Genomic DNA, 22,995 nt, shown 5'->3' on the forward strand with positions numbered 1-22,995 from the left:
TGGGGGAAATCATATTGATAAATATATTATTTTTCAATAAAACTTACTTACCCGTTTTTTCCTTCAAAAACGCTCGAGCGGCTTTAATTTTTGCTTTCACAGGCTTTGGTAGCTTTGGCGGAACCAATTTTGCAACTTGGTTAAACCAAACCAAGAGACCAAAATCACCTTCCATTTTAATGCTGCCGTTTTGCATGCCAGTCATAAATGCGGTTGGATCACCTTTGATTAAAGTTTTCACACCCTGCTCACTGTCCGCAAACTGTAAAATAAAATCGGCTTTTTCAGCATCACCTGAAACCGTATCAATCTGTCCATTATTGACAATAATTTGGCGGGCCATACCCAAATCCGTACCAATCTGAATACGGAACTGACGCTCATGAACCAATTCAATAAATTTTGGGCTAGTGCGTGCCAGTTGTTTCATACGCAGTGCCAGACCTGTAACCATTAAATCCAGCGGATCCGTGCTGACATCAACCAATGGAAGTTTAACCACAGGAATTGAAGATAGTTTCATGACATGTAAGCCTATTGTAATTGTTGATAAATTGACTGTTTCCAATCCTACCACAAGTTGCCATTTTTACTGCTAGGCTTTGTATAACAATCATGTAAGAACGTAAAAAAGATGCCCTAGGCATCTTTTTGTACGGTATGTACTTATGACTTAGCGGCTAGAACATTGCTGTTGGTCATCTTCATATACAGGTGTATGTTCAATACAACGGCGCTGCGCCAATGCACGTTCTGCACGACGGTCTTCACGTAGAAGTAACATCGTCACAATAAGCATCGCTGAAGTTAAAGCAGTTAAGTAGCTATAAGTGATTGGCATTTCAAAGACTGCTTGCACACCTAGGCGAATGACTTCCAGTATTCCCCAAAACACCATACCCGCCACCATAAAACTCAACCAGCGACGATAAGGCGAAAAGAAAACAGCAATCAACGCAGCGGCGACTAAACTCAAGCCAACGATGGTAGCTAAATTCGCTGTTACCATAAAAACCTCCGTCTAAGATCAGTTCAAGCGATCTATAAACTGCGCTGAACCCATCCCCTATACCGTTTAAAATTAATGGATTGTGTAGCTTTCAAACTCTATGCATGCATTATGAGCAGTTTTGAAAAGAAAAAAAGGCTTGTATTTTTAGAATGCGACATACCTTGTCGCCATATTATATTGTCATTACATTTTTTTAGATTTGAACTTTTCCAAAACAAAGACATGCTCGGTCTTGGCGTGTCATTACAAAATAAAACCCTTAATTTCAGCAGTTAAAAATATTTTTTTCGATTCTGTTGATCGTTGTTTTTATCAACATTTTTCACTGACCACTCATCGCTTTTTGCTTAAATTTGCAACAAAAAAACGCAGCTCAAGGGCTGCGTTTTTTATCCTCACAAATGCTTTTAGGCACGATTCAAATCTTTATCATGCACGCCCAATAAATACAGAACACCATCTAAACCAACACTTGAAATAGCTTGATTAGCGTTTTGTCTTACCAATGGTTTCGCTCGGAATGCGACCCCTAAACCCGCAATTGACAGCATCGGTAAATCGTTTGCACCATCGCCTACAGCAATGGCTTGTTCAAGCGAAATCCCCATCTTTTCAGCTAATTCACGTAGCAATAATGCTTTACGTGCACCATCGACAATGTGGCCTTTCACTTCACCTGTCACTACGCCATTTTCAACATCTAGGATATTGGCATGCACTTCATCAATGCCCAATTTCGCTTGTAAATACTCAGCAAAGTACTGGAACCCACCCGATAAAATCGCGGTACGGTAACCTAATGCTTTTAAAGTTGAGATTAAACGTTCCGCACCCTCTGTAACGGTCAAGCGTTCCGCAATCTTAGGTAGAACAGAAGCATCCATTCCTTTGAGCAGTGCGACACGTGCACGGAAACTTTGTTGGAAGTCCAACTCACCCTGCATGGCACGTTCTGTAATTTCAGCTACTTGTGCGCCGACACCTGCTTCAATAGCTAACTCATCAATCACTTCTTGCTCGATTAAGGTCGAGTCCATATCAAAACAGACCAAACGTCGGTTACGGCGGTAGGCATTGTCTTCTTGAACCGCGACATCGACATTCAACTCATGTGATAAGCGTAAGCAAGCCGCACGCATCGCTGCAGCATCCAGCATTTGTCCGCTTAAACCAAATTGGACACAAGCGCGCTTTGGCCCATCCAATTCGCCATTTAAGACTGGACGACCTGACAAACGGGTCACAGTTTCAATGTTGAAACCTTGGTTGGACACAATATTTGTAACTGCTTGTAAGTGTGCAGCCTCAAGCTCTGGCGCCAAAGCCGTGACTATATAGCGCGTCCGTCCACCTTCGCTCACCCACTGGTCGTATTCAGTTGTAGTGATTGGTTTAAAACGTACAGTTAAACCAATATCATGTGCTAAAATTAGAATTTCTTTCATCGCCAAAGCTGTTGCGGTTTGGTCATCTGAAGAAACAACTATACCCAAGGTCAATTGGTTATGAATAACTGCTTGTCCAACATCTAAAATTTGTAGTGAATGAGTGGACAATACCTGCATTAATCGAGTGAACTGATTAGGCTGGTCTGGTCCTAAAAATGAAATAAGAATGATTTCTCGCATGAATTGACTCGGGTCTGAGCTACGACTATTGTTAGAATCATAATCGAAATTGAATATATTTTCTTTGGAAGTTTACGTTGAATGCGCCTAGACAAGGGCTATTTGCTAGCCTATTAATTGTAAGTTTTGCTTTACATACCTTTTTATTGGTATTGGCAACGACTCATCAACTGAATGAAAACCGTGCCAGCCAAGGTCAACTGATGACCTCTCAATTGGTGACAGACAGTCTTACAGAACTGGAACCTGCCAACACGGTTTCTCTCGCGCTTTTGGTGGATCGCTATGCGACCAACCCAAGCGTAGCTTCCATTCGTATATTGGATGCCAATAATCAAGTGCTGGCAACTGGTGGTCAGGTGCGAACACGAGATGGTGAAGTGTTTGTTCGTGATGCGCTACAAAACGAAAAGAAAGTGGGTAGTATCGAGATCACACTCATCAAACCAAGTATGGGCGAAATTCTGCGGACGCAATGGTTAGCAATTTTATTGTCTTTGGCGATTCATGGTTTACTGTGGTTGGCTTATCGTGCGATTGCTCGCCCAAGCCGTACTGAATACTTAGCACGGATCAATAATGAATCTCGCTTAAAACACGAAATTCAAGTGTTAACGCAAACACTAGAACAAGAAAAGCATCATGCTGCGGTCGCGATTGCTCAAGCACAGCAACAAGTCAAAACCAGTGCTAAGCCGAAAGAGCAAAAACCTGTGATCGTGGACAACCATTCGGTCGCACTCAATATTCAATTCTATGACCCAAAACAATTGATGGACTCAGTCAATACCACGGTCTCAATTCCGTATTTTAACTTGTGCCAAATTTTTCTGAATAAAAGTACCGAGCTTTGCTTAAAGCACTTTAAATTAAACAGCTCAGACGTCAGCACACATCAGTCATTTAATGAGCATGGTGCAACCCTCACCATGTCGACCGACACGCCGAATGCCGTGCCATGTCTCATGATGATCAGCAGTGTGTTCCAGCTATTGTCTGACGTTTTATATAAACGTTACCGCGAAGAAAAGCGCTTTGTTTTGCAAACACGTTGTGGTATTTCAACTGCAGTTGATGCAATGCAACTGTCTGCCACTCAAGCATCTGAACGTTTAGTGCAACAACTATCTGCCAAAGAAAGTGCGGTGCATTTAAGCAATGAATTATTGAAAGACATTTCCGAAAGCTATCAATTGATCAATTTACCGAATCCAACCAATGTCTTGACCCGTCATGCCTTTATGGTCAATGGTATGGGTTCAGAGTCTGCCGAATTGGCACAAACTTTAAGAACTGAAATTCTAAAAGCAAAACAATCTAAAGCCTCTTAATTACGTCCGAGCAGAAAAAAAGCCTGACACATGTCAGGCTTTTTTTCTCTGTCGAACTCAAATTTTCAGTTGCTTTTGGGCAACCAAATGTTGCTGTGCACTATAGCGCTGCTCTGGATCAGTACAGGCTACTTTAAGCCAATGACCATCGGCCTGTAGCTCCCAAGCATTTAAACAATCATTCAGGTAGCTTATTAGCCCATCTTTATAAATTTGTTTTTTCAAAGTGCGATCTAATATTGGAAAGCAGGTTTCCACACGTGAAAATAAGTTGCGTCCCATCCAGTCTGCACTGGCGCAGTACAGCTTTTTCTCACCGCCATGTTCAAAAAAGTAAACTCGCGTATGCTCAAGAAAACGACCCACGATCGAACGTACACGGATATTCTCAGACATACCCTGGACCTGTGGAATCAAACAGCAGATCGAACGAATAATCAGATCAACCCGCACCCCAGCTTGTGACGCACGATACAACGCAGCAATCAGTTGCGGTTCAGTTAAAGCATTAACCTTAATGATAATACGTGCGGCCTGACCAGCTTGTGCAAACTCAATTTCTTGCTCAATCAGCTTTAACAGTTCACTGTGTAAAGTAAAAGGCGCATGTAATAATGCCTTCAACTTGGCCATCTTACCCATCCCCGTCAGTTCTTGAAACATGCGGTGAACATCTTCACAAATATCAGGCTGTGTAGTCATCAGCCCATAGTCGGTATACATACGGGCATTGCCCGCATGATAATTGCCTGTGCCTAGATGAGCATAGCGAATCAACTGAGCATTTTCACGGCGTACAATCAAAATCATTTTGGCATGCGTTTTATAGCCCACAATGCCATACACCACCACCGCGCCCGCCTCCTGCAAAATATTGGCCACAGTAATATTCGATTCTTCATCAAAACGCGCACGTAACTCAATCACTGCTGTGACTTCCTTGCCATTTCGTGCTGCCTCTGCCAAGACCTGTACAATTTCAGAGTCGGGCCCACTACGGTAAAGGGTTTGTTTAATCGCTAGCACATTTGGATCTTTCGCAGCTTCTTTTAATAAGCCAATTACAGGCTGAAAAGAATCAAACGGATGATGCAACAATACATCCTGTGCTTTTAAAGTATCAAAGGTACTTTTTTGTTTACGCAAAACTTTGGGAATAACGGGAATAAAAACTGGATGTTTCAATTCAGGTCGATCACAACTGGTACTAAGACGTGAAAGATTGATCGGCCCATCAATGCGATAAAGCTCCTGCTCAGTTAAATCAAACTCCTTGAGCAGATAATCAATCACTGCTTCGGGACAGTCATCTTCAATTTCTAAACGCACCGCGCGCCCAAAGCGACGTGAAGACAATTCATCTTTTAGCGCAACCGCCAAATCGTCAACATCTTCCGACAAAATCAAATCGGCATTACGCGTCACACGAAAGGCATAACAGCCTGTAGCTTTCATACCTGGGAACAAATCGCTGATGTGCTGCTGAATCATCGCAGTTAAGAAAATCTGCGTGTCTACACTGCCTGAAACTGCTTTGGGCATCGAAATCAGGCGAGGCAAAGAACGTGGCGCAGGAACAATTGCCATCTCAATGCTTCGCCCAAAAGCATCCTTACCTTGTAAACTCACAATGAAATTCAGACTTTTATTCACAAGACGAGGAAAAGGATGTGACGGATCTAGACTGATTGGGGTTAAAACAGGTTGGATTTCTTTGGCAAAATATTCTGCAATCCACGTTTTATGTTTTTCTAAGATGTCTTGGAACTGAAGGAATTGAATACCGTGAGCCTGTAACTCGGGTAAAATCGAATGATTGAGCGTTTCAAATTGTTTTTGAACCGCAGTATGAATAGATTGAGACAGGTCTTGTAGTACGACTTCTGTGGGGAGCGCATCAGGGGTTCTGGCAATGGCATTCATATCGCGTTGTTTCATCAAACCCGCAATACGAATCTCAAAAAACTCATCCAAATTACGTGAAAAAATAATTAAAAAATTTAAGCGTTCTAGCACAGGCAAACTCAAATCTAATGCTTGTGCTAAAACCCGCTGATGAAACTCAAATAACGATAGCTCTCGGTTGAAATACGTCACCGATGAATGCTGAAAATTATCCATACCCTCTCAATGCTGTTTAAAACAGTCTGTTATGAAGTGTTTGGCAGGGATGTTAGGCAGTCTTTATGACAGTTTAGTTACAATCACAGCCCAAATAGAAAGTTCATCCTGACTTTATGCTTAAAGCTTGAACAGCGTACAGTATTTAAACCAAAATATGTTCTTTTTCACTTTTTTTTATTGAGCATTGAGTCTGCTTTTGTTGCCCAATAGCTGGCTAAAATAGGTCCTGAAATGTTGTGCCATAAACTAAAGATGGCGCTGGGGACCGCTGTAATTGGAGAAGCAGCAAAATGCACAGCCGCCAAAGCCACGCCGAGACCTGAATTTTGCATACCCACCTCAATCGAAACCGCTTTACAGTCAGCATGTGGCAAGTGAAATAACTGTGCAGCCCCATACCCCAGTAAATAGCCAATAGCATTATGCAAGATGACTACAGCTAAAATCAGTAAGCCCGATTCTAAAATTTGTGCTTTTGAGCCACCAATAATCGCTGCCACAATCAACACAATTGCGACCACGGAAATTAAAGGCATCACTGAAATATAGCTTTCAACTTTATGTTTCAATACAGCACGTACCACCAGCCCTAAAATAATCGGGAACAAGACCACTTGCAAAATTGAACTCAGCATCGACCATGCATTGATATCAATCCATTGGCTGGCCAGCAGATAGAAAATCGCGGGAGTCAACACGGGTGCCAATAAGGTTGATACCGTGGTACATGCGACAGACAAAGCTGTATTGCCTTTCGCCATGTAAGTAATCACATTGGATGCCGTCCCTCCTGGACAACAGCCCACTAAAATGACTCCTATGGCAATTTCAGCGGGTAAGCGGAACAACACACATAACACATATGCCACACTTGGCATCACCACAAACTGGGCAGCCACCCCAATCGCAACTGCTTTTGGACTCTGCATCACACTTTTAAAGTCGCTCAACGTCATGGTCATGCCCATACCAAACATGATCAAGCCCAACATCCACGTGATATAAGCTTTCATCCAGACAAAGGTTTCAGGACTCAAAAGTGCTATCCCTGCAAATAATACGACCCACAAAGCAAAGGTTTTTTGAATCCAAGTGGTAAATCTTAAAAAAGTGCCCATGACCTTTCCCTACAGCATGTCTTATGATTTCTATGTTGATAATTACAGAGTCCCGATTGGATCAATGCATCCTTTGTGCATATTGTTGTGCAATGTCTTTGCAATAGAGACGTTTTACGCCTTGCGCCAGCATGTCTTGCCATGCATGCTGTAAAGATCCCTGTAAGTCGATACCTTTGGTGGCATCTGCAATGACATAAGTTTGAAAACCGAGTTGCGCAGCATCTATTGCGGTCCACGCAACGCAAAAGTCTGTTGCAATCCCAACAATAAATACCGTATCAATCCCACGCTCTCTTAAATAGCCTGCGAGTCCGGTTTGAGTCTTGTGATCCGCTTCTAAAAAAGCAGAATAACTATCAATGTGTGCATGACATCCTTTACGGATGATCAACTGTGCTTTGGCAAGGTCGAGATCAGGGTGTAATTCAGCATCCTGCGTGCCTTGTACACAGTGGCGTGGCCACAGCACTTGTGTGCCATAGTCCAATTCAATGGTTTGAAAAGCTTGCTTTTCAGGATGATTCTCTGCGAAAGAAATATGATTTTCTGGATGCCAATCTTGGGTGAGTACAATATTGTCAAAATAAGCGCCCAACTGATTAATTTTAGGAATAATTTGATCTGATCCTGCCACCGCTAGATTTCCGCCGGGGGTAAAACCATTTTGTACATCCACCACAATCAGTGCCATATTCTTCTGCATTCTTCTCTGTCCTTTTTGTTCTGTGCTCGAAGGCCAAGCTTAGCTTAATTTATAAAACAGTATTCATCCTCGCGGGTCAAAATTAAATGACTGTAGCCTTGAGTGCAATGGATATTGAAGCAAATCAACAAGTACGCTACGCAGCATTGTCATTTTGATGAAAAAAACCTGCTTCTAGCAGGCTATTTTCCAACTCATGCTTATGGATGATGTCATACGCCCTTCATACGACGGGTCAGTAACAACATCATCACCGCTGAAATCACAATACATGGAATCGCTGCTGAAATGACTCCTGCTGCACCGAAACCTGCGTTTAGTAATGCTCCAGCAATTGCAGGCCCTAGCATTGCGCCAATCCGCCCTACGGCAGAAGCGACGCCAATACCTGTGCCACGTACTTCAGTTGGGTAGACAATTCCACCAAAAGCATACAATACGCCCTGACAGCCAATCACAAAAGCACCAACCAATGCTGCGGCCAAATACATTTGATTCAGTGAAGAAGCCGCATTTAATGCCAATAATCCCGCCAAGATGCCGCCATACATCAGTACGATGACATAAGCTTTCTTCCAGCGGTCTGTTAGCATCCCTAAAATCACGGTCCCCACTGTCGCACTTAGCATAAAGTAGAACTGCGCCGTTGCACCTTCCTTACGTGAAAAGCCTAACTCAGTAAACAGTGATGGCAACCAACTGAGCATGATGTACACCACCATCAGGGTGAAAAAGTAGCTCACCCAAATAAATAAGGTTCTAAATAAATTATCCGCGTTCAACAGCTCTTTAAACGCGGCTTGAGGTGCAGCCTCAGTGGCAGATTCTGGGTTTTGGGTCTTTAAAAATTCCTTCGACTCAGGCAACAACCACATCATCACAGGAATGACAATAATCGGTAATAAACCACCCAAATAGAAAATATTCTTCCAGTTGGCACCAAACTCAGTACTTGCAACCAATGAAAGAATGGCAGCACCCACAGGCATACCGCAGTACATCAATCCAACAGCACGACCGCGGTTTTGTAGTGAAACTGCCTCAGAGGCTAAGGTAATTAAAATCGGCATCGCCGCACCAAGACCAGCACCTGCCAAGAACCGCACCAGCAATAAACTATTAAAGCTGTTGACCCACACCGTACAGAGTGTAAAGACCGCAAAAATAGCCACTGAACCAATCAACACTTTTTTACGGCCAATTCGGTCAGCAAAACGCCCGCCCACCAGTGCACCGGGCAATAGACCCAGAATCCCTGCACTAAAAAACACCCCCAACTGTGAACTATCCAAACCGAAATATTCACGAATGCCTGCGGCTGCAATACCTGCTGCTTGAATATCCAGCCCTTCGATGACTGCAATTAAGAAGCAAATCGCAACCGTGACAATTGCATGTTGCCTATCTGATTTTTGCATTGGGAAATCCTTGTTCAATCAGCGTTCCAAAAACGCCATCATCTATGAGCAAGGTCGGAGAAATAACTATCAAAAGGTGGAATGAAATCATACAAATGGCTGAAATTAGTGGATTAGTCCTGTATTAACATCCGTTCAGATATAGTCTTAAAAACAATAAAAATAAGGAAAAAATTTAGACTAAAATGCTGAAAATAGGCATATCACCGATTTAATAAAAGCAAGTTTCCCCCTTTTAGTGATAGCTGAAATGAATGATTAGACTGCCTTTTAGCAATGATTCTTTTGTAGCAAACAGATTTGCAGAAATCACATTTACATCTTGTATGAGTTTTAAAAGGTCTTAAATTCTGACTTTTATACACGGAATATCAGGTTTGATAGACTTTTAGGCCTCTTTTTCATCTAAAAAACCACTTTTCGATGGCTCCAAACGACTCACGTCTGCCTTGCGAAATACTATTTTCAGGTTTTGGATGAAAAGCATGTTCTTTGTACAGCATTTAAACAGGCTTTATTTTTGTAGCAAAAGATAAAGTTTTTATACACTTTGACTAAATCATATTGTTCTTCATGTTGTGTTCGTTCATAATTTGCATAAGCATTATTCAATGCATCAGCGCTTTGAAAATGCTATAAATTAAAATACGTACCCATCCAATCTTATGTTTTTCTGGCCTAACTGGATGGACAAATAGGATATTTTTTTAAAATGACTCAGCAAGCACAGACCATCCAAGGCTCAATTGTCGCAATCGTCACCCCTATGTTTGAAGATGGCAGCGTAGATTGGAAGGGTCTAGAGAAGCTCGTTGAGTGGCACATCGCACAAGGCACAAATAGCATTGTTGCTGTCGGTACAACGGGTGAAGCGTCTACTCTAAGCATGAAAGAACATACACAAGTGATCAAAGAAATCATTCGTGTAGCAAACAAACGCATCCCGATTATTGCGGGTACTGGTGCGAACTCAACTCGCGAAGCCATTGAGTTGACCAAAGAAGCCAAAGCACTGGGTGCAGATGCTGCCCTTCTTGTTACCCCGTATTATAATAAACCGACTCAAGAAGGCTTATACCAACATTATAAAGCCATTGCAGAAGCGGTTGATCTGCCTCAGATCCTTTATAACGTTCCAGGCCGTACTGGCGTTGATATGACAAATGAAACCGTTATTCGTTTGGCAGATATCCCACAAATTGTAGGCATTAAAGATGCCACAGGCGATGTTGCTCGTGGTCAAGCTCTGCTTGAGGGTCTTGCTGGCAAAGATATGACTGTGTATTCAGGCGACGATGCAACAGCCTACCAACTGATCTTGTCAGGTGCTCAAGGTAATATTTCTGTGACTGCAAACGTTGCACCAAAACAAATGAGTGATGTTTGTGCAGCAGCACTTGCAGGTGAAGCTGAAAAGGCAGAAAGCTTAAATACTCAAGTTGCAAATCTACACGAAATTCTATTTTGCGAATCGAACCCAATTCCTGTGAAATGGGCACTTCATGAAATGGAGTTAATCGAAACGGGTATTCGTTTACCATTAACACCACTTGCAGAACAATATCGCACACCGCTCCGTGAAGCACTCACAAAAGCGGGTGTCATTCAATAAAGAGCACATTAATATGCAATTACGTTTAGGTCTTACCCTCGCACTTTCAGTCGTCAGTTTAGCGGGTTGTAGTTCTCTTGCAGTCAATAACGGTAGTTTGGACTATAAAGAAACAGCAAGCTTGGAACCTCTTAAATACCCTGAAGGCTCAATGGTTCGACCTGCAACGCCGTTGTATCCAGCTCCAACGGTTGAGGCACTTGCTGTAGAACACGCACCAGTACTTGAAAACAAGCGTGGTAACCGTTTCGCAATGCCTCGCCCAGAATCAACTCAGATTACCAACCAAACAGAATCAACTGAAACCGTAGCTGTAGCCGTAGGTCGCCCTCAATTGATTATTGACGGAAATAAGAATCCGCTGCTCAAAGTTGAAGGAAATTCTGCTACAATTTGGCAATACACACTTGCCACCCTCAGCAGTCTCAACCATCAAATCGTTGGCCAAGGCAAAAATGGTTATGAAGCAACCATTAAGGTCGATCAACAGACCTATGTGTTAAGACTAACCGCTGTCGGTACAAGCAATAACCTTGCAGTGTTCAATGCCGATAACAGTTTTGCAGCGCCTGAAAAAGCCACAGAATTGTTAACTCAGATTTACCAAAATTGGCCAGCCTAGTCGTACTAGGCATTTTTTTTTGAAAAAGGTTCCCTCATGTTAAAACAAACCTTGCTCTATACTGGTAAAGCGAAATCTGTCTATGAAACAGACAGTGCAGACCACCTGATTTTAGTCTTTCGTGACGATGCTTCGGCATTCAATGGTGAAAAGATCGAACAACTAGATCGAAAAGGTAAGGTGAACAACCGTTTTAACGCCTTTATCATGGATAAATTGGCTGCGGCTGGCATTGAGACTCACTTTGAAAAACTTCTTTCACCAACAGAAGTTTTAGTGAAAAAACTCAGCATGATCCCTGTTGAATGTGTGATTCGTAACTATGCAGCAGGTTCTTTATGCCGTCGCTTAGGTGTAGAAGAAGGCAAGGAATTAACTCCGCCGACTTTTGAATTATTCTTCAAAGATGATGCTCTTGGCGACCCAATGGTGAATGAGTCTCAAGCGATTGCTTTAGGTTGGGCAACTGCTGAGCAACTTGAGCAAATGAAAGTCCTCACTTACCAAGTGAACGAAGTGCTTAAAAACTTATTTGACCAAGGTGGCATGCTACTTGTGGACTTCAAACTTGAGTTTGGTGTATTCCACGACCGTATTGTTCTTGGTGATGAGTTCTCTCCAGACGGCTGCCGTCTATGGGACAAAGAAACCAAGAAAAAACTCGACAAAGACCGTTTCCGTCAAGGTTTAGGTGGTGTGGTTGAAGCGTACGAAGAAGTTGCTGCACGTTTAGGTATCGACCTTTCTGATATCTAATCTATTACAGATTCAAAAAAACCGAGCTTAAACGCTCGGTTTTTTTGTTTAAACTTCATCTATAGTCTGCTCGTTTTCAAACCACGTTTCACTCAGAATACACTTTGTGGACATCGAAATTTGCTAAAAAATCAACAACGCTGTACGTCATAGCGCACAAGACTTCAGGTATATTTCAGCTATGTATCAGATATGTTTTTGAATATGATAAAAACTTATGAACAGGACGTTCTTTAGATAAAAATTTTCCAACCGAAACAGTACGCTTATTTCCTCCTATCTCATGGCGAAAGATCAACTCATCACCAACGATCGGAAAATTGGTATAAATATTGCTTTTATTCAAAAGTAATCAGTAGGATAAGTTCTATCTTCGTCTTATTTTCTAGATTTGATTTTTTACGGATGGCTATATTTACAATGAAAAACTGGCAAAAGAAATTACTCCTTTCGACCACATTCGTACTCACTGCGTTGAGCGGCTCTGTTCAAGCCAAAGAATGGAAAACTATTCGTTTTGGTACAGAATCCGCATACGCTCCTTTTGAATATAAAACCCCTGACAATAAGCTGGTCGGTTTTGACATCGACTTGGGAAATGCTATTTGCGCCAAATTAAAAGCCAAATGTGTTTGGGTAGAAAACTCCTTTGATGGAATGATTCCTGCCCTCAAAGCCAAGAAATTTGATGGAATTTTATCATCCATGACCGTGACGGCTGATCGTTCAAAACAAATCGCGTTTAGTAATAAAATTTATAATACTCCAACCCGCATGGTCGCGAAAAAAGGCTCTCCTTTACTTCCGACACCCGCTTCTTTGAAAGGAAAACGTGTAGGTGTGCAACAAGGGACCATCCAAGAAAGTTATGCAAAAGCTTATTGGGCACCTAAAGGTGTGAATGTGGTTCCTTATCCAAACCAAGATGTGCTTTATCAAGACATGGTTTCTGGGCGTCTAGATGCAACATTACAAGATGCAATTATGGTTGATGGTGGTTTCCTGAAATCAGCAAAAGGTAAAGGCTTTGCTTTTGCAGGCAATAATGTGGTCGATGCCAAAACACTCGGTGTAGGGGCTGCCATCGGCTTACGTAAAGAAGACGTCGATCTGAAAAAGAATATTGATAAGGCTTTAGCTGAAATTATTGCCGACGGCACCTATAAAAAACTCGAGAAAAAATACTTCTCCTTCAGCATTTATTAACCTATAAAGTGTCGGTTCAATACCGACACTTTTTATATATAGCTGATTTACAAAATATTATATTTTTACTCGGAGAAACTGAGTATGTTTTTGTCTGGCTATGGTCCCGTATTACTCAGTGGCACTTGGATGACCATTCAGCTTGCATTGTTATCCCTTGTACTTTCGATCATGATTGGATTGTTTGGTGCAAGTGCCAAACTCTCCCATATTAAAATCATACGCTATGTTGCGACTGTTTATACCACACTCATTCGTAGTGTTCCCGATCTGGTGATCATGTTGTTGTTATTCTATAGCCTGCAACTTGGACTGAACTCCATTACCGAATCTTTGCAGATGGAGCAAATTGATATCAATCCCTTCGTGGCTGGGGTGATTACTTTGGCATTTATTTATGGGGCCTATTTTACTGAAACCTTTCGTGGTGCATTTCAAGCCGTCCCCAAAGGTCAACTTGAAGCCGCATATGCCTACGGCATGACCCCATTTCAAGTTTTCAGGCGTGTCCTCTTTCCACAAATGATGCGTTTTGCCTTACCAGGCATTGGTAACAACTGGCAAGTCCTCATCAAAGCCACCGCTTTGGTGTCCTTAATTGGTTTGACCGACATTGTCAAAATTACCCAAGATGCAGGTCGAAGCAGCATGCAAGTGTTCTATTTCAGTATCGTTGCGGCAGTCATTTATTTGGCCATCACCACCCTTTCAAATTTAATACTCATGTGGCTGGAACGTCGTTATTCTGCTGGTGTGAAAAAGGGACAATTATGATTGAGATTATTCAACAATATTGGCAGTCCTACCTGTGGACCGATGGTTTTCAAATGACTGGCGTTGCCATGACCGCATGGTTGTTGGTGCTTTCTATTGCAATTGGCTTTGTTTTAGCTGTACCTTTATCGGTTGCCCGCGTATCAGAAAATCCTTTTTTACGTCTTCCTGTTTGGTTTTACACCTATGTATTTCGTGGTACACCCCTCTATGTACAACTGCTGATTATTTACACGGGAATTTATAGCCTTGAATTTGTCCATGCCCATGAACGGCTCGATGAATTCTTTAGAGAAGGGCTTAATTGCACCATTTTAGCGTTTGCACTCAATACAGCGGCTTATACCACTGAGATTTTTGCTGGCGCAATACGTTCAATTCCCTACGGTGAAATTGAGGCGGCAAAAGCCTTTGGAATGTCGCCGTGGAAACGCTATACCCGCATTATTATTCCGTCTATGCTACGCCGAGCACTGCCATTTTATGGCAATGAAGTCATTTTGATGCTGCATGCAACCACCATTGCCTTCACTGCAACCGTGCCTGATATTCTCAAAATTGCACGGGATGTTAATGCTGCCACTTATGCCACTTTTGACGCCTTTGGCATTGCCGCTGTGCTATATGCCTGTCTGGCATTTATCCTCATTTGGATCTTTCGTAAATTGGAACAACGCTGGCTGGCGTTTTTAAAACCATCGAATCATTAGGAGAAAAAATGGAAAATTCAGCAAAACTGGTGATTCGAGATCTTTGTAAAAGCTTTGGCGATCATGAAGTCTTAAAAGGGGTTTCACTTGAGGCACATGCAGGCGATGTGATTAGTATTATTGGTTCCTCGGGTTCAGGTAAAAGCACCTTTCTTCGCTGCATCAATTTTCTAGAGCAGCCAAGCCAAGGTAGCATTGAACTCAATGGTGAGCAGTTAGAGACGAGCTTGGATAAAAATGGCAATCTCAAAGCAAAAAATCCCAAACAGCTACAAAAAATGCGCACCCAACTGATGATGGTGTTTCAACATTTCAACTTATGGTCACATATGACGGTATTAGAAAACATCGTTGAAGGGCCCATTCATGTTTTAGGTTTAAAACGGAGTGAAGCGGAAGAACGGGCTCGTAAATATTTAAGAAAAGTTGGGCTCGCAGAAAGTGTAGAAACAAAATACCCCTCTTTTCTATCTGGTGGACAGCAACAGCGTGTCGCGATTGCTCGTGCCTTGGCAATGGAGCCTGAGGTGATGTTGTTTGATGAACCAACCAGTGCTTTGGACCCTGAGCTGGTAGGTGAGGTGTTGAAAGTGATGCAAAGTTTGGCTGAAGAAGGCCGAACCATGATTGTGGTCACCCATGAAATGGGCTTCGCACGCCATGTGTCCAACCATGTTATATTTTTAGATCAAGGTAAAATTGAAGAACAAGGCGACCCGAAAGAAGTCTTGATTCACCCGAAAAGTGAACGCCTAAAACAGTTTTTAGAAGGTAACTTTAAATAATTGATGTCCCTCAGAACTCTGTTCAGGAAAAACCCGTTTTAAACAGAATGCCAGTCAGTTCCGAAACTGACCGGCATTTTCTTTTTAAACTCTAGATCTTATTTAATACTGGTTAATGTCATCCACCACCCGAAAAAAAAATAAAAACATTGCTTTTATCTGTGGTGCAAGACGAAGTCGTCAGCATTAAAAATGGACTGCTTTTACAGCAAAAGTTGTTTTACATATATAAATTGAACAAGTTCTGTGGTCGGGCACATCGCATCGCAAGATTTTTTCTTACCAAACCTTGCTTCATCAGAAACAAAACAAAGACCGAAAATTGAACTTAAAAACGCTAAGGCTCAGCAAAAAGGAGTTAAAAATTTAAGGAAATGAATATGGAGCGTATTTACTGGCTGACATTTTCTTTTTAATCGGGCCATCTTATTACAACCCTAAACCAACACTTTCAACTTGGCGCATATATAGGGCCGATAGCTAACGTTTTATCGCGGTACACTCAAACAGACAAGAATACTTCAACATTCAACGCACGACTGAAAGAGTTCAACTCGCGAATAGCGATTCATGTGAAAAACCTCGCTAGATCATTCGGTGTTCTATTGACACGTTATATATTTGTATACTGATTTTTAGTGGTTTCCATCACTAAAAAACTGGTGATGGAGGTAATGCAAGGAATCGTCCCCAAAACATCCGTATGGAACTTTTTATACGCTTTAATATCTGCCACTTCCACTCTAAGTAAATACTCAACCGAGCCCGTAATGGTATGACACTCGGTCACTTCATCCGCAGCAGAAATCACATCCTCAAACTGAACCAAACTTTCTTTTGAGTGACAAGATAACCCGATAGTCACATAAACCGTTAAACCAATCCCCAAAAGCGAACGGTCAATCACCGCTTTATATCCGCGAATAATGCCTATTTTTTCTAGTTCTTGCACGCGTCGTAAACAGGCCGAGGCTGACAAACCCACGCGTTCTGCCAGTTTAATATTGGTTAAATGTGCATCGCGTTCAAGCTCACACAATATCTTTCGGTCCAAGCGGTCTAATTCAATCATTTATTGCATAAAATTCATTTTTAAAGATCAATATACAATCAAATTGTGCTAGATCAACAATAAAATAATATTTATTTTGACCTTTCAGCCATTATGAATATGTCTCTCTTTGCACCTTATCTGCTGTTTTGTATTGTTATGACAAGCACACCTGGCCCTAATAATGCACTGGTCATACTGTCTGGTGCACGATTTGGAATATATAAAACTGTACCGCTCATTCTTGGCATTGCCTTTGGGGTTGCCGTACAACTCTTCACCATTGGCATCGGATTGAACCAAATTTTCCTTACTCTGCCTCAGCTTCAATTTATTTTAGGTTTTATTGGTTTTATGTATATTCTTTGGCTTGCATGGAAAATTGCATCTAGTGGGCCACTCAACATCGAATTAGAGCAGAAACCCTCCATGGGCTTTCTGCAAGGTGCGTTATTTCAGTGGGTCAATCCCAAAGCATGGATCATCGCTATCAGCACAGTCTCGACTTATTTTGCTTTAAATCCTCCTGTCAGCGAGATCATTTATGCCGCCCTGATTTTAATGTTGGTTTCGATTCCCTGCGTTGGCATTTGGGCGGTGAGTGGACTTTTCTTACGTCAGCATCTCATCAAACCTCAGTTTGCTTTTATCTTTAATATCACGATGGCAATTGCCTTGCTGGTCTCTGTTTTACCTACTGCATTGCGATTGATGAGTAGTTTAACGCCATGAGCATATAAAAATCCCTACACATGGCTACAACGCATACATAAACCACTCCAACAAAAAAGCCCGATCTTTCAATCGGGCTATGTTTACTGTTGTTGCTGCTGTTGTTGCCAACGTCGCTGTTGTAAGCGCTCTCCTTCAACCTCACGCTTATTGCGTGCTGACTCATATAGCTTGGTGCCTTTCAGTTCAGGTGGTAAATACTCTTGCATCACAAAATGCTCTGGATAGTTGTGTGGATACAAGTAGTCGACACCATAGCCCTGCTCTTTCATCAACTTAGTTGGTGCATTTCTTAAATGCAACGGCACAGGTAAATTTGCCGTTTTTTCAGCCAAATCTAAGGCTTTATTGATTGCAAGATATGTACTATTACTTTTTGCACTGGTCGCCAAATACACCGCACACTGCCCTAAAATAATTCGGCACTCTGGCATACCCACAGCTTGAACAGAGCGGAAGCATTCGCCCGCCAGAAGTAAAGCATTCGGATTTGAGTTGCCAATATCCTCAGAGGCAGCAATCAACATACGACGTGCAATAAAAACGGGATCTTCTCCGCCTTTGAGCATGCGTGCCATCCAATATAAAGTAGCATCAGGGTCACTGCCACGAATCGACTTGATAAAAGCCGACACCAAATCATAGTGCTGCTCACCCGATTTGTCATAACGGGCAATATTTTGCTGTGCAACTTTGACAACCATTGCATTGGTCACGATATTTTCAACGTCTGGCTCGAAAGTTCCTGCAATCAACTCAATAAGATTCAAAGCCTTACGTGCATCACCTGCGGCAAATTGCACCAAAGCTTCAAATTCTTCGATCTGAATGTAGCGCTCTTTTAAAAATTTGTCGTTCTTAATCGCTTGTAATAATAAAGTTTGAATCGCATCAGCATCGAGTGCATTTAAGGTATAGACCTGACAACGTGACAGTAGCGCGCTGTTCACTTCAAAAGATGGATTTTCTGTGGTGGCGCCAATGAGGGTAATTTTGCCTTTCTCCACAGCATTCAGTAGCGCGTCTTGCTGTGATTTGTTAAAACGATGAATTTCGTCAATAAACACCACGGGTGGCATTAAGTCCCCGCCATCGGCAATGATCTCACGGAGTTCTTTGACCCCCGTATTGAGTGCAGATAGACTGACAAACGGTCGGTCGATCGCTTGTGCCAACAGTAAAGCAATCGTGGTTTTCCCCACCCCAGGTGGTCCCCAAAAAATAATAGATGGCAAATGTCCTTGATCAATCATTTGACGGAGCGGTGCCTGCTCACCCAATAAGTGATCCTGCCCAATAATTTCAGACAAATCACGCGGGCGTAAACGTTCAGGCAGTGGAATATTGCTATCGGACATAGGACTAAGACTTAAATGCGTTCATCGAATGCTTATGTTATGGCAAATTCAGGTAAATGACACAAGCTTTTCATGCAATTTCACGCCGCTTTTCTCCGCTAGCGAACCCAACGCACAATATAGTCTTCGATCTCTTCTTGATTGATCTCATCTTCAGAAATACAGCGTCCCGCCGCAGACTTTTTGGCTTTTAGAATGCTCTCACGTGAACCCGTGTTCAGATAGTGCCATCTGGGTAAATTTTTACCTTCATGTAAACGACGATAGGCACAGCTCGGTGGTAACCAATGAATCGTGTCTAAAAGTTCGGGGGTGAGCTGGATACAATCGGGTACATGCTGCTTGCGGTTGGGGTAATCACGACAACTGGCCGTTTGGCAATCCAACAGCTTACAAGACACTTTGGTATAGGCGACTTCCTGACTTTCCTCATCTTCAAGTTTCACCAAACAACACAGACCACAACCATCACACAGCGCCTCCCACTCTGCTGGATGTAACTCAGCAAGGGTATAATGCTTCCAAAACTCTGGGCGTAATTCGTGTGCCATGGGGGCTGCCAATAAACTCAATGACCTATTATAACCGATCATCAGCTTAGTTTTTAGCGTCAGATCATTTTCAAGATTTACATCATATTCATAAACTTAAAATAAAAACAGAACATTTTTTAAACAAAAGCAACACAGTGAGTTTGAAGGATCTTTTTATACTCAATAAGTAATCAATAAAAACATCCATGGAGAAGAGCTATGTTTCGTTGGGCGATTATTTTTGCAGTGATTGCACTGATTGCAAGTTTACTTGGCTTTGGTGGTGTCGCAGGTTTATCGAAAGACTTTGCAATTATTTTATTAGTGATTGCAGTCATACTTGCTATTGTCGGCTTCTTGTCCCGTGGCAAAGTATAGGGAGCTTAAATGCTTCACTGACAAAAAAGAAGGAATGATTTCCTTCTTTTTTCGTTATGGCATTTAAAAAATAATTTCTCACATTTCTTCTACAAATCAGGCTGTTTTTCAAATCCTTGTAAAAGTTTTTATGCTTTAATCAGAACATATTATCTAACAGGATTTGAGCATGACGATCAGTATTCAAACTCGGGAAATTCAATATAACACAGCAGATGGACAACGCTTAGTCGGTTATTTTGCAGCACCCAATGGCCAAACACCCCATGCAGGAATCATTGTTGCACCCGAATGGTGGGGTCGAAATGAATATACTGAACAACGTGCTCGCGAACTAGCTGAACATGGTTATGCTGCTCTGGCGATTGATATGTACGGCGACAAAAAAGTCACCACTGATGCCAAGCAAGCCTATGAATGGATGATGCAAACTTTTGCCGATGCAGACACCATCGTCAACCGTGCTCAAGCAGGTTTAGAGACGCTTGCAGCCCAGCCTGAAGTGAATGCCGATCAACTGGCGGCCATTGGTTTTTGTTATGGTGGTAAAGTGGTTTTAGACTTGGCACGTTCTGGTGCTCCACTCAAAGCTGTCGCAACCTTCCATGCAACTTTGGCACCGAAAGCCCCTGCGGTCGAAGGTCAAATTCAAGGTGAAATTTTAGTTTTACATGGTGAGTTAGACAGCATGGTCACCTTGGATGATGTTGCAAGCTTCCGTGAAGAAATGCATGCAGCGAAAGTAAATCATGAAGTCATTATTTTTGAAGATGCGAAGCATGGCTTTAGTAATCCGTTAGCCGATGAACGTGCCAAAGCCAATGGTGTAGACTTGGGCTATAACCCTGAAGCCGAAAGACAGGGTCTTGAAGCAATGTATGACTTGCTAGAACGCAATCTCAGTGCTTAACTAGAGACGAGCAAGCAAATATCACTTGCTCATATCCAGTAAGATAGATAATTAGATTTTAGAGGAGATAACAATGACTGAGACCCAATGCCAATATTGTAATTTTGATGAATTTGATGTGCTTGATAAAAACGAGTTTGGGGTGATTTTACCCGAACCCAATGCGCTCTCTAAAGGTCATTGCGTCATTATCCCTCTACGCCATATCAGTTCATTCTTTGATATCACTGACAAAGAACGTAAGAGCTTAATGTCTTTGTTAGAACTGGCACGTAATGAACTCCAATTGCGCCATCAACCGTCAGGTTTCCATATTGGGTTTAATGATGGTGAAATATTTGGAAATGTGTCTGAACACCTGCATATTCATATTATTCCACGCTATAAAGACCAAGAGCTCAAACTCGATGCACGCTGGGGCATGACACACGACTAAATGCTCATTTGATCAATGGCGCTTCGGCGCCATTTTTTATAGGCAAAATACCTGCGTATAAAAGACATTCCGTTATACTAAGTCGAATTTTTTGTTTGTGCTTCAGATGTCTCCTTTCTCTTTTTCAGATGCGTTACTGACTTGGTTCGATGTTCATGGTCGACATGACCTACCATGGCAAGTGGCCGATGACCCCTACAAAGTTTGGGTGTCTGAAATTATGCTACAACAGACCCAAGTCAAAACCGTACTGCAATATTTCGAGCGTTTTATCGAACGCTTCCCAACGGTTGAAACTTTAGGGACAGCATCATGGGATGAGGTCGCACCTTACTGGGCAGGTCTCGGCTACTACGCACGCGCGCGTAATCTGCATAAAGCGGCTAGTATTGTGGCACGCCATGGTGCTTTTCCTCAAACCTTGGAAGGATGGATTGAACTGCCCGGTATTGGACCCTCTACCGCAGGGGCACTGATGTCTTTGGGTTTACGTCAGTACGGCGTCATTATGGATGGTAATGTAAAGCGCGTTCTCGCACGTTTTTTTGCTATTGATGACGACCTGAGTAAACCCGCGCATGAGCGTAGCATGTGGCAACTGGCTGACGAACTTTGCCCAAATGAACGTAACCATGACTACACCCAAGCCATCATGGATTTGGGGGCAACCGTCTGTACACCGAAAAAACCGTTGTGCCTCTACTGTCCCATGCAGCAACACTGTAAAGCCCATGCACAAGGGCTAGAAACGGAATTACCCTTTAAAAAACCCAAAAAAGCTGTCCCAATAAAGTCGGCTCAAGTATTGGTGCTGCGTCATCACAATCAATGGCTGTGGCAACAACGCCCCAATAGTGGACTGTGGGGCGGTTTATGGTGTTTACCTATTTTTGAAAACTGTGATGCACTCACGCAACTGTGCCAAAGTCTAGGATTAAAACAAGTCTCGCAACGCGCTGAAATTTCGCATAGTTTCACCCATTTCACTTGGCAACTGGAAGCACTTTGCTTTGAAGTCGATGCCGATCAACTCGAACATTTAAGTATTGAACTGGCAGGCATGTGGTTCGATGTACAAAATGTCACAGAAATGGGCATCCCAACCGCCATGAAAAAATTGATCTCAGCAATTCAACTGTGACATAGTGATGTCATCAATTTGATTGATGATAAAACTTAAAATGAGATCACTTTAAAATGAGATCACAGAGATAAGAAAGGATTGTTCGTGCGTTATTGTTTGCCTCGCATTTCTGCCATGAGCAGTCTAAGTATTCTTCTCCTTTTACTTGCTGCTTGTCGTACCACCCCCCCTGTGCCCAGCGGTAGCCAATTACCCGCAGCTCAAGTTCAGCAGCTTAAAAATATGCGTTTAGCCCAACAATTCCCGGTACCAGTTCAGGGCATCAAACGTCATGCGCTCAAAGACACTTGGGGTGCCTCACGCAGCAGTGGACGAACGCATGAAGGCATCGACATTTTGGCACCAAAGGGAACCAAAGTTTTTTCCGCCACAGAAGGCCTAGTCGCGGACTTACGTAATAACAATTTGGGTGGTAAAGTGGTTTGGATTATGGGACCCGCTGGCACATGGCATTATTATGCTCACCTTGATGATCATAAACGTGGTTTAAAGGTCGGAGACTATGTTAAAAAAGGCGATGTGATTGGCTATGTTGGCAACACAGGCAATGCACGATACACCGCCCCACATTTACATTATGGACTGTATTTACAAGGCAAAGGTCGTGGTGCAGTAAATCCCTATCCTTATTTACGTTAACTTTAGGAATTT

Annotated in this window: 24 protein-coding genes; 14 read left to right on the forward strand and 10 right to left on the reverse strand. The window is 42.4% G+C overall.

What is annotated here, in order from left to right:
• Positions 1-43: 43 nt before the first annotated feature.
• The 3 genes from GBI16_RS00495 to serB form a co-directional block, all read right to left on the reverse strand.
• The gene (locus tag GBI16_RS00495; RefSeq protein ID WP_004691804.1) at positions 44-523 is read right to left on the reverse strand and encodes an SCP2 sterol-binding domain-containing protein; all 480 of its coding nucleotides are present in this window, start codon (positions 521-523) and stop codon (positions 44-46) included.
• A gap of 150 nt (positions 524-673) precedes the next feature.
• Positions 674-1,009 (reverse strand): ciprofloxacin tolerance protein AciT, encoded by a 336-nt coding sequence (gene aciT, locus GBI16_RS00500; protein ID WP_004691806.1) that lies wholly within the window; start codon positions 1,007-1,009, stop codon positions 674-676.
• A gap of 410 nt (positions 1,010-1,419) precedes the next feature.
• A complete protein-coding gene (serB, locus tag GBI16_RS00505) occupies positions 1,420-2,640 on the reverse strand; it encodes a phosphoserine phosphatase SerB (protein WP_086210332.1) in 1,221 nt (406 codons plus the stop codon).
• Positions 2,641-2,717: 77 nt separating this feature from the next.
• Between serB and GBI16_RS00510 the strand changes: the two genes are divergently transcribed.
• Entirely contained in the window at positions 2,718-3,971 is a 1,254-nt protein-coding gene (locus GBI16_RS00510; RefSeq protein ID WP_151706314.1) for a hypothetical protein, read from the forward strand.
• A 57-nt stretch (positions 3,972-4,028) separates the two neighbouring features.
• Here GBI16_RS00510 and ppk1 read toward each other — a convergent pair whose 3' ends face one another.
• From ppk1 to mhpT, 4 genes are all read right to left on the reverse strand, one after another.
• A complete protein-coding gene (ppk1, locus tag GBI16_RS00515; protein WP_110974696.1) occupies positions 4,029-6,092 on the reverse strand; it encodes a polyphosphate kinase 1 in 2,064 nt (687 codons plus the stop codon).
• 167 nt (positions 6,093-6,259) lie between these two features.
• The gene (locus tag GBI16_RS00520) at positions 6,260-7,213 is read right to left on the reverse strand and encodes a bile acid:sodium symporter family protein (protein WP_151706315.1); all 954 of its coding nucleotides are present in this window, start codon (positions 7,211-7,213) and stop codon (positions 6,260-6,262) included.
• A 61-nt stretch (positions 7,214-7,274) separates the two neighbouring features.
• On the reverse strand, positions 7,275-7,919 hold the full coding sequence (gene pncA / locus GBI16_RS00525) for a bifunctional nicotinamidase/pyrazinamidase (protein WP_151706316.1): 645 nt from the start codon (positions 7,917-7,919) through the stop codon (positions 7,275-7,277).
• A 212-nt stretch (positions 7,920-8,131) separates the two neighbouring features.
• Complete coding sequence (gene mhpT / locus GBI16_RS00530) at positions 8,132-9,337, reverse strand: 3-(3-hydroxy-phenyl)propionate transporter MhpT (RefSeq protein ID WP_110974699.1); 1,206 nt, start codon at positions 9,335-9,337, stop codon at positions 8,132-8,134.
• A 712-nt stretch (positions 9,338-10,049) separates the two neighbouring features.
• On the opposite strand from mhpT, the gene dapA reads away from it, so the two are divergent.
• The 7 genes from dapA (at position 10,050) to GBI16_RS00565 (ending at position 15,802) form a co-directional block, all read left to right on the forward strand.
• Positions 10,050-10,949: a 4-hydroxy-tetrahydrodipicolinate synthase gene (gene dapA / locus GBI16_RS00535; RefSeq protein ID WP_086210338.1), complete on the forward strand. Its 900-nt coding sequence runs from the start codon at positions 10,050-10,052 to the stop codon at positions 10,947-10,949.
• 13 nt (positions 10,950-10,962) lie between these two features.
• Positions 10,963-11,571, forward strand: coding sequence for a lipoprotein-34 precursor (NlpB) (locus GBI16_RS00540; RefSeq protein WP_086210339.1), 609 nt, complete (start codon positions 10,963-10,965; stop codon positions 11,569-11,571).
• 36 nt (positions 11,572-11,607) lie between these two features.
• On the forward strand, positions 11,608-12,327 hold the full coding sequence (gene purC, locus GBI16_RS00545) for a phosphoribosylaminoimidazolesuccinocarboxamide synthase (protein ID WP_004691818.1): 720 nt from the start codon (positions 11,608-11,610) through the stop codon (positions 12,325-12,327).
• 420 nt (positions 12,328-12,747) lie between these two features.
• Positions 12,748-13,533 carry an ABC transporter substrate-binding protein gene (locus GBI16_RS00550; RefSeq protein WP_086210340.1) on the forward strand — a complete coding sequence of 262 codons (786 nt, stop codon included), beginning with the start codon at positions 12,748-12,750 and terminating at the stop codon, positions 13,531-13,533.
• A gap of 84 nt (positions 13,534-13,617) precedes the next feature.
• Positions 13,618-14,307 carry an ABC transporter permease gene (locus GBI16_RS00555; protein ID WP_086210341.1) on the forward strand — a complete coding sequence of 230 codons (690 nt, stop codon included), beginning with the start codon at positions 13,618-13,620 and terminating at the stop codon, positions 14,305-14,307.
• Entirely contained in the window at positions 14,304-15,017 is a 714-nt protein-coding gene (locus GBI16_RS00560; RefSeq protein WP_086210342.1) for an ABC transporter permease, read from the forward strand. Before GBI16_RS00555 ends, GBI16_RS00560 begins: the two co-directional genes overlap by 4 nt.
• An 8-nt stretch (positions 15,018-15,025) precedes the next feature.
• Complete coding sequence (locus GBI16_RS00565) at positions 15,026-15,802, forward strand: ABC transporter ATP-binding protein (protein WP_151706317.1); 777 nt, start codon at positions 15,026-15,028, stop codon at positions 15,800-15,802.
• A gap of 613 nt (positions 15,803-16,415) precedes the next feature.
• Here GBI16_RS00565 and GBI16_RS00570 read toward each other — a convergent pair.
• Complete coding sequence (locus GBI16_RS00570; RefSeq protein ID WP_151706318.1) at positions 16,416-16,874, reverse strand: Lrp/AsnC family transcriptional regulator; 459 nt, start codon at positions 16,872-16,874, stop codon at positions 16,416-16,418.
• Between the two features lie 93 nt (positions 16,875-16,967).
• Here GBI16_RS00570 and GBI16_RS00575 point away from each other — a divergent pair, with 93 nt between their 5' ends.
• A complete protein-coding gene (locus tag GBI16_RS00575) occupies positions 16,968-17,585 on the forward strand; it encodes a LysE family translocator (RefSeq protein ID WP_086210345.1) in 618 nt (205 codons plus the stop codon).
• A gap of 83 nt (positions 17,586-17,668) precedes the next feature.
• On the opposite strand, the gene GBI16_RS00580 is transcribed toward GBI16_RS00575, so the two are convergent.
• The gene (locus GBI16_RS00580) at positions 17,669-18,943 is read right to left on the reverse strand and encodes a replication-associated recombination protein A (protein WP_086210346.1); all 1,275 of its coding nucleotides are present in this window, start codon (positions 18,941-18,943) and stop codon (positions 17,669-17,671) included.
• Between the two features lie 98 nt (positions 18,944-19,041).
• Positions 19,042-19,494, reverse strand: coding sequence for a YcgN family cysteine cluster protein (locus GBI16_RS00585; protein WP_110974705.1), 453 nt, complete (start codon positions 19,492-19,494; stop codon positions 19,042-19,044).
• A 201-nt stretch (positions 19,495-19,695) separates the two neighbouring features.
• On the opposite strand from GBI16_RS00585, the gene GBI16_RS00590 reads away from it, so the two are divergent.
• The 5 genes from GBI16_RS00590 to GBI16_RS00610 all read left to right on the forward strand — a co-directional run bounded on the left by GBI16_RS00590 (position 19,696) and on the right by GBI16_RS00610 (position 22,983).
• Positions 19,696-19,854, forward strand: coding sequence for a DUF1328 domain-containing protein (locus GBI16_RS00590; RefSeq protein WP_004647174.1), 159 nt, complete (start codon positions 19,696-19,698; stop codon positions 19,852-19,854).
• 169 nt (positions 19,855-20,023) lie between these two features.
• A complete protein-coding gene (locus GBI16_RS00595; protein ID WP_086210348.1) occupies positions 20,024-20,764 on the forward strand; it encodes a dienelactone hydrolase family protein in 741 nt (246 codons plus the stop codon).
• Positions 20,765-20,837: 73 nt separating this feature from the next.
• Positions 20,838-21,200, forward strand: coding sequence for an HIT family protein (locus tag GBI16_RS00600; RefSeq protein WP_086210349.1), 363 nt, complete (start codon positions 20,838-20,840; stop codon positions 21,198-21,200).
• Positions 21,201-21,306: 106 nt separating this feature from the next.
• On the forward strand, positions 21,307-22,341 hold the full coding sequence (gene mutY, locus GBI16_RS00605; protein WP_086210350.1) for an A/G-specific adenine glycosylase: 1,035 nt from the start codon (positions 21,307-21,309) through the stop codon (positions 22,339-22,341).
• Positions 22,342-22,458: 117 nt separating this feature from the next.
• Complete coding sequence (locus GBI16_RS00610) at positions 22,459-22,983, forward strand: M23 family metallopeptidase (RefSeq protein WP_086210385.1); 525 nt, start codon at positions 22,459-22,461, stop codon at positions 22,981-22,983.
• The last annotated feature ends 12 nt before the right edge of the window (positions 22,984-22,995 follow it).

Origin of the sequence: Acinetobacter sp. TUM15064 (assembly GCF_008980265.1) — a bacterium.
Taxonomy (GTDB): Bacteria; Pseudomonadota; Gammaproteobacteria; order Pseudomonadales; family Moraxellaceae; genus Acinetobacter.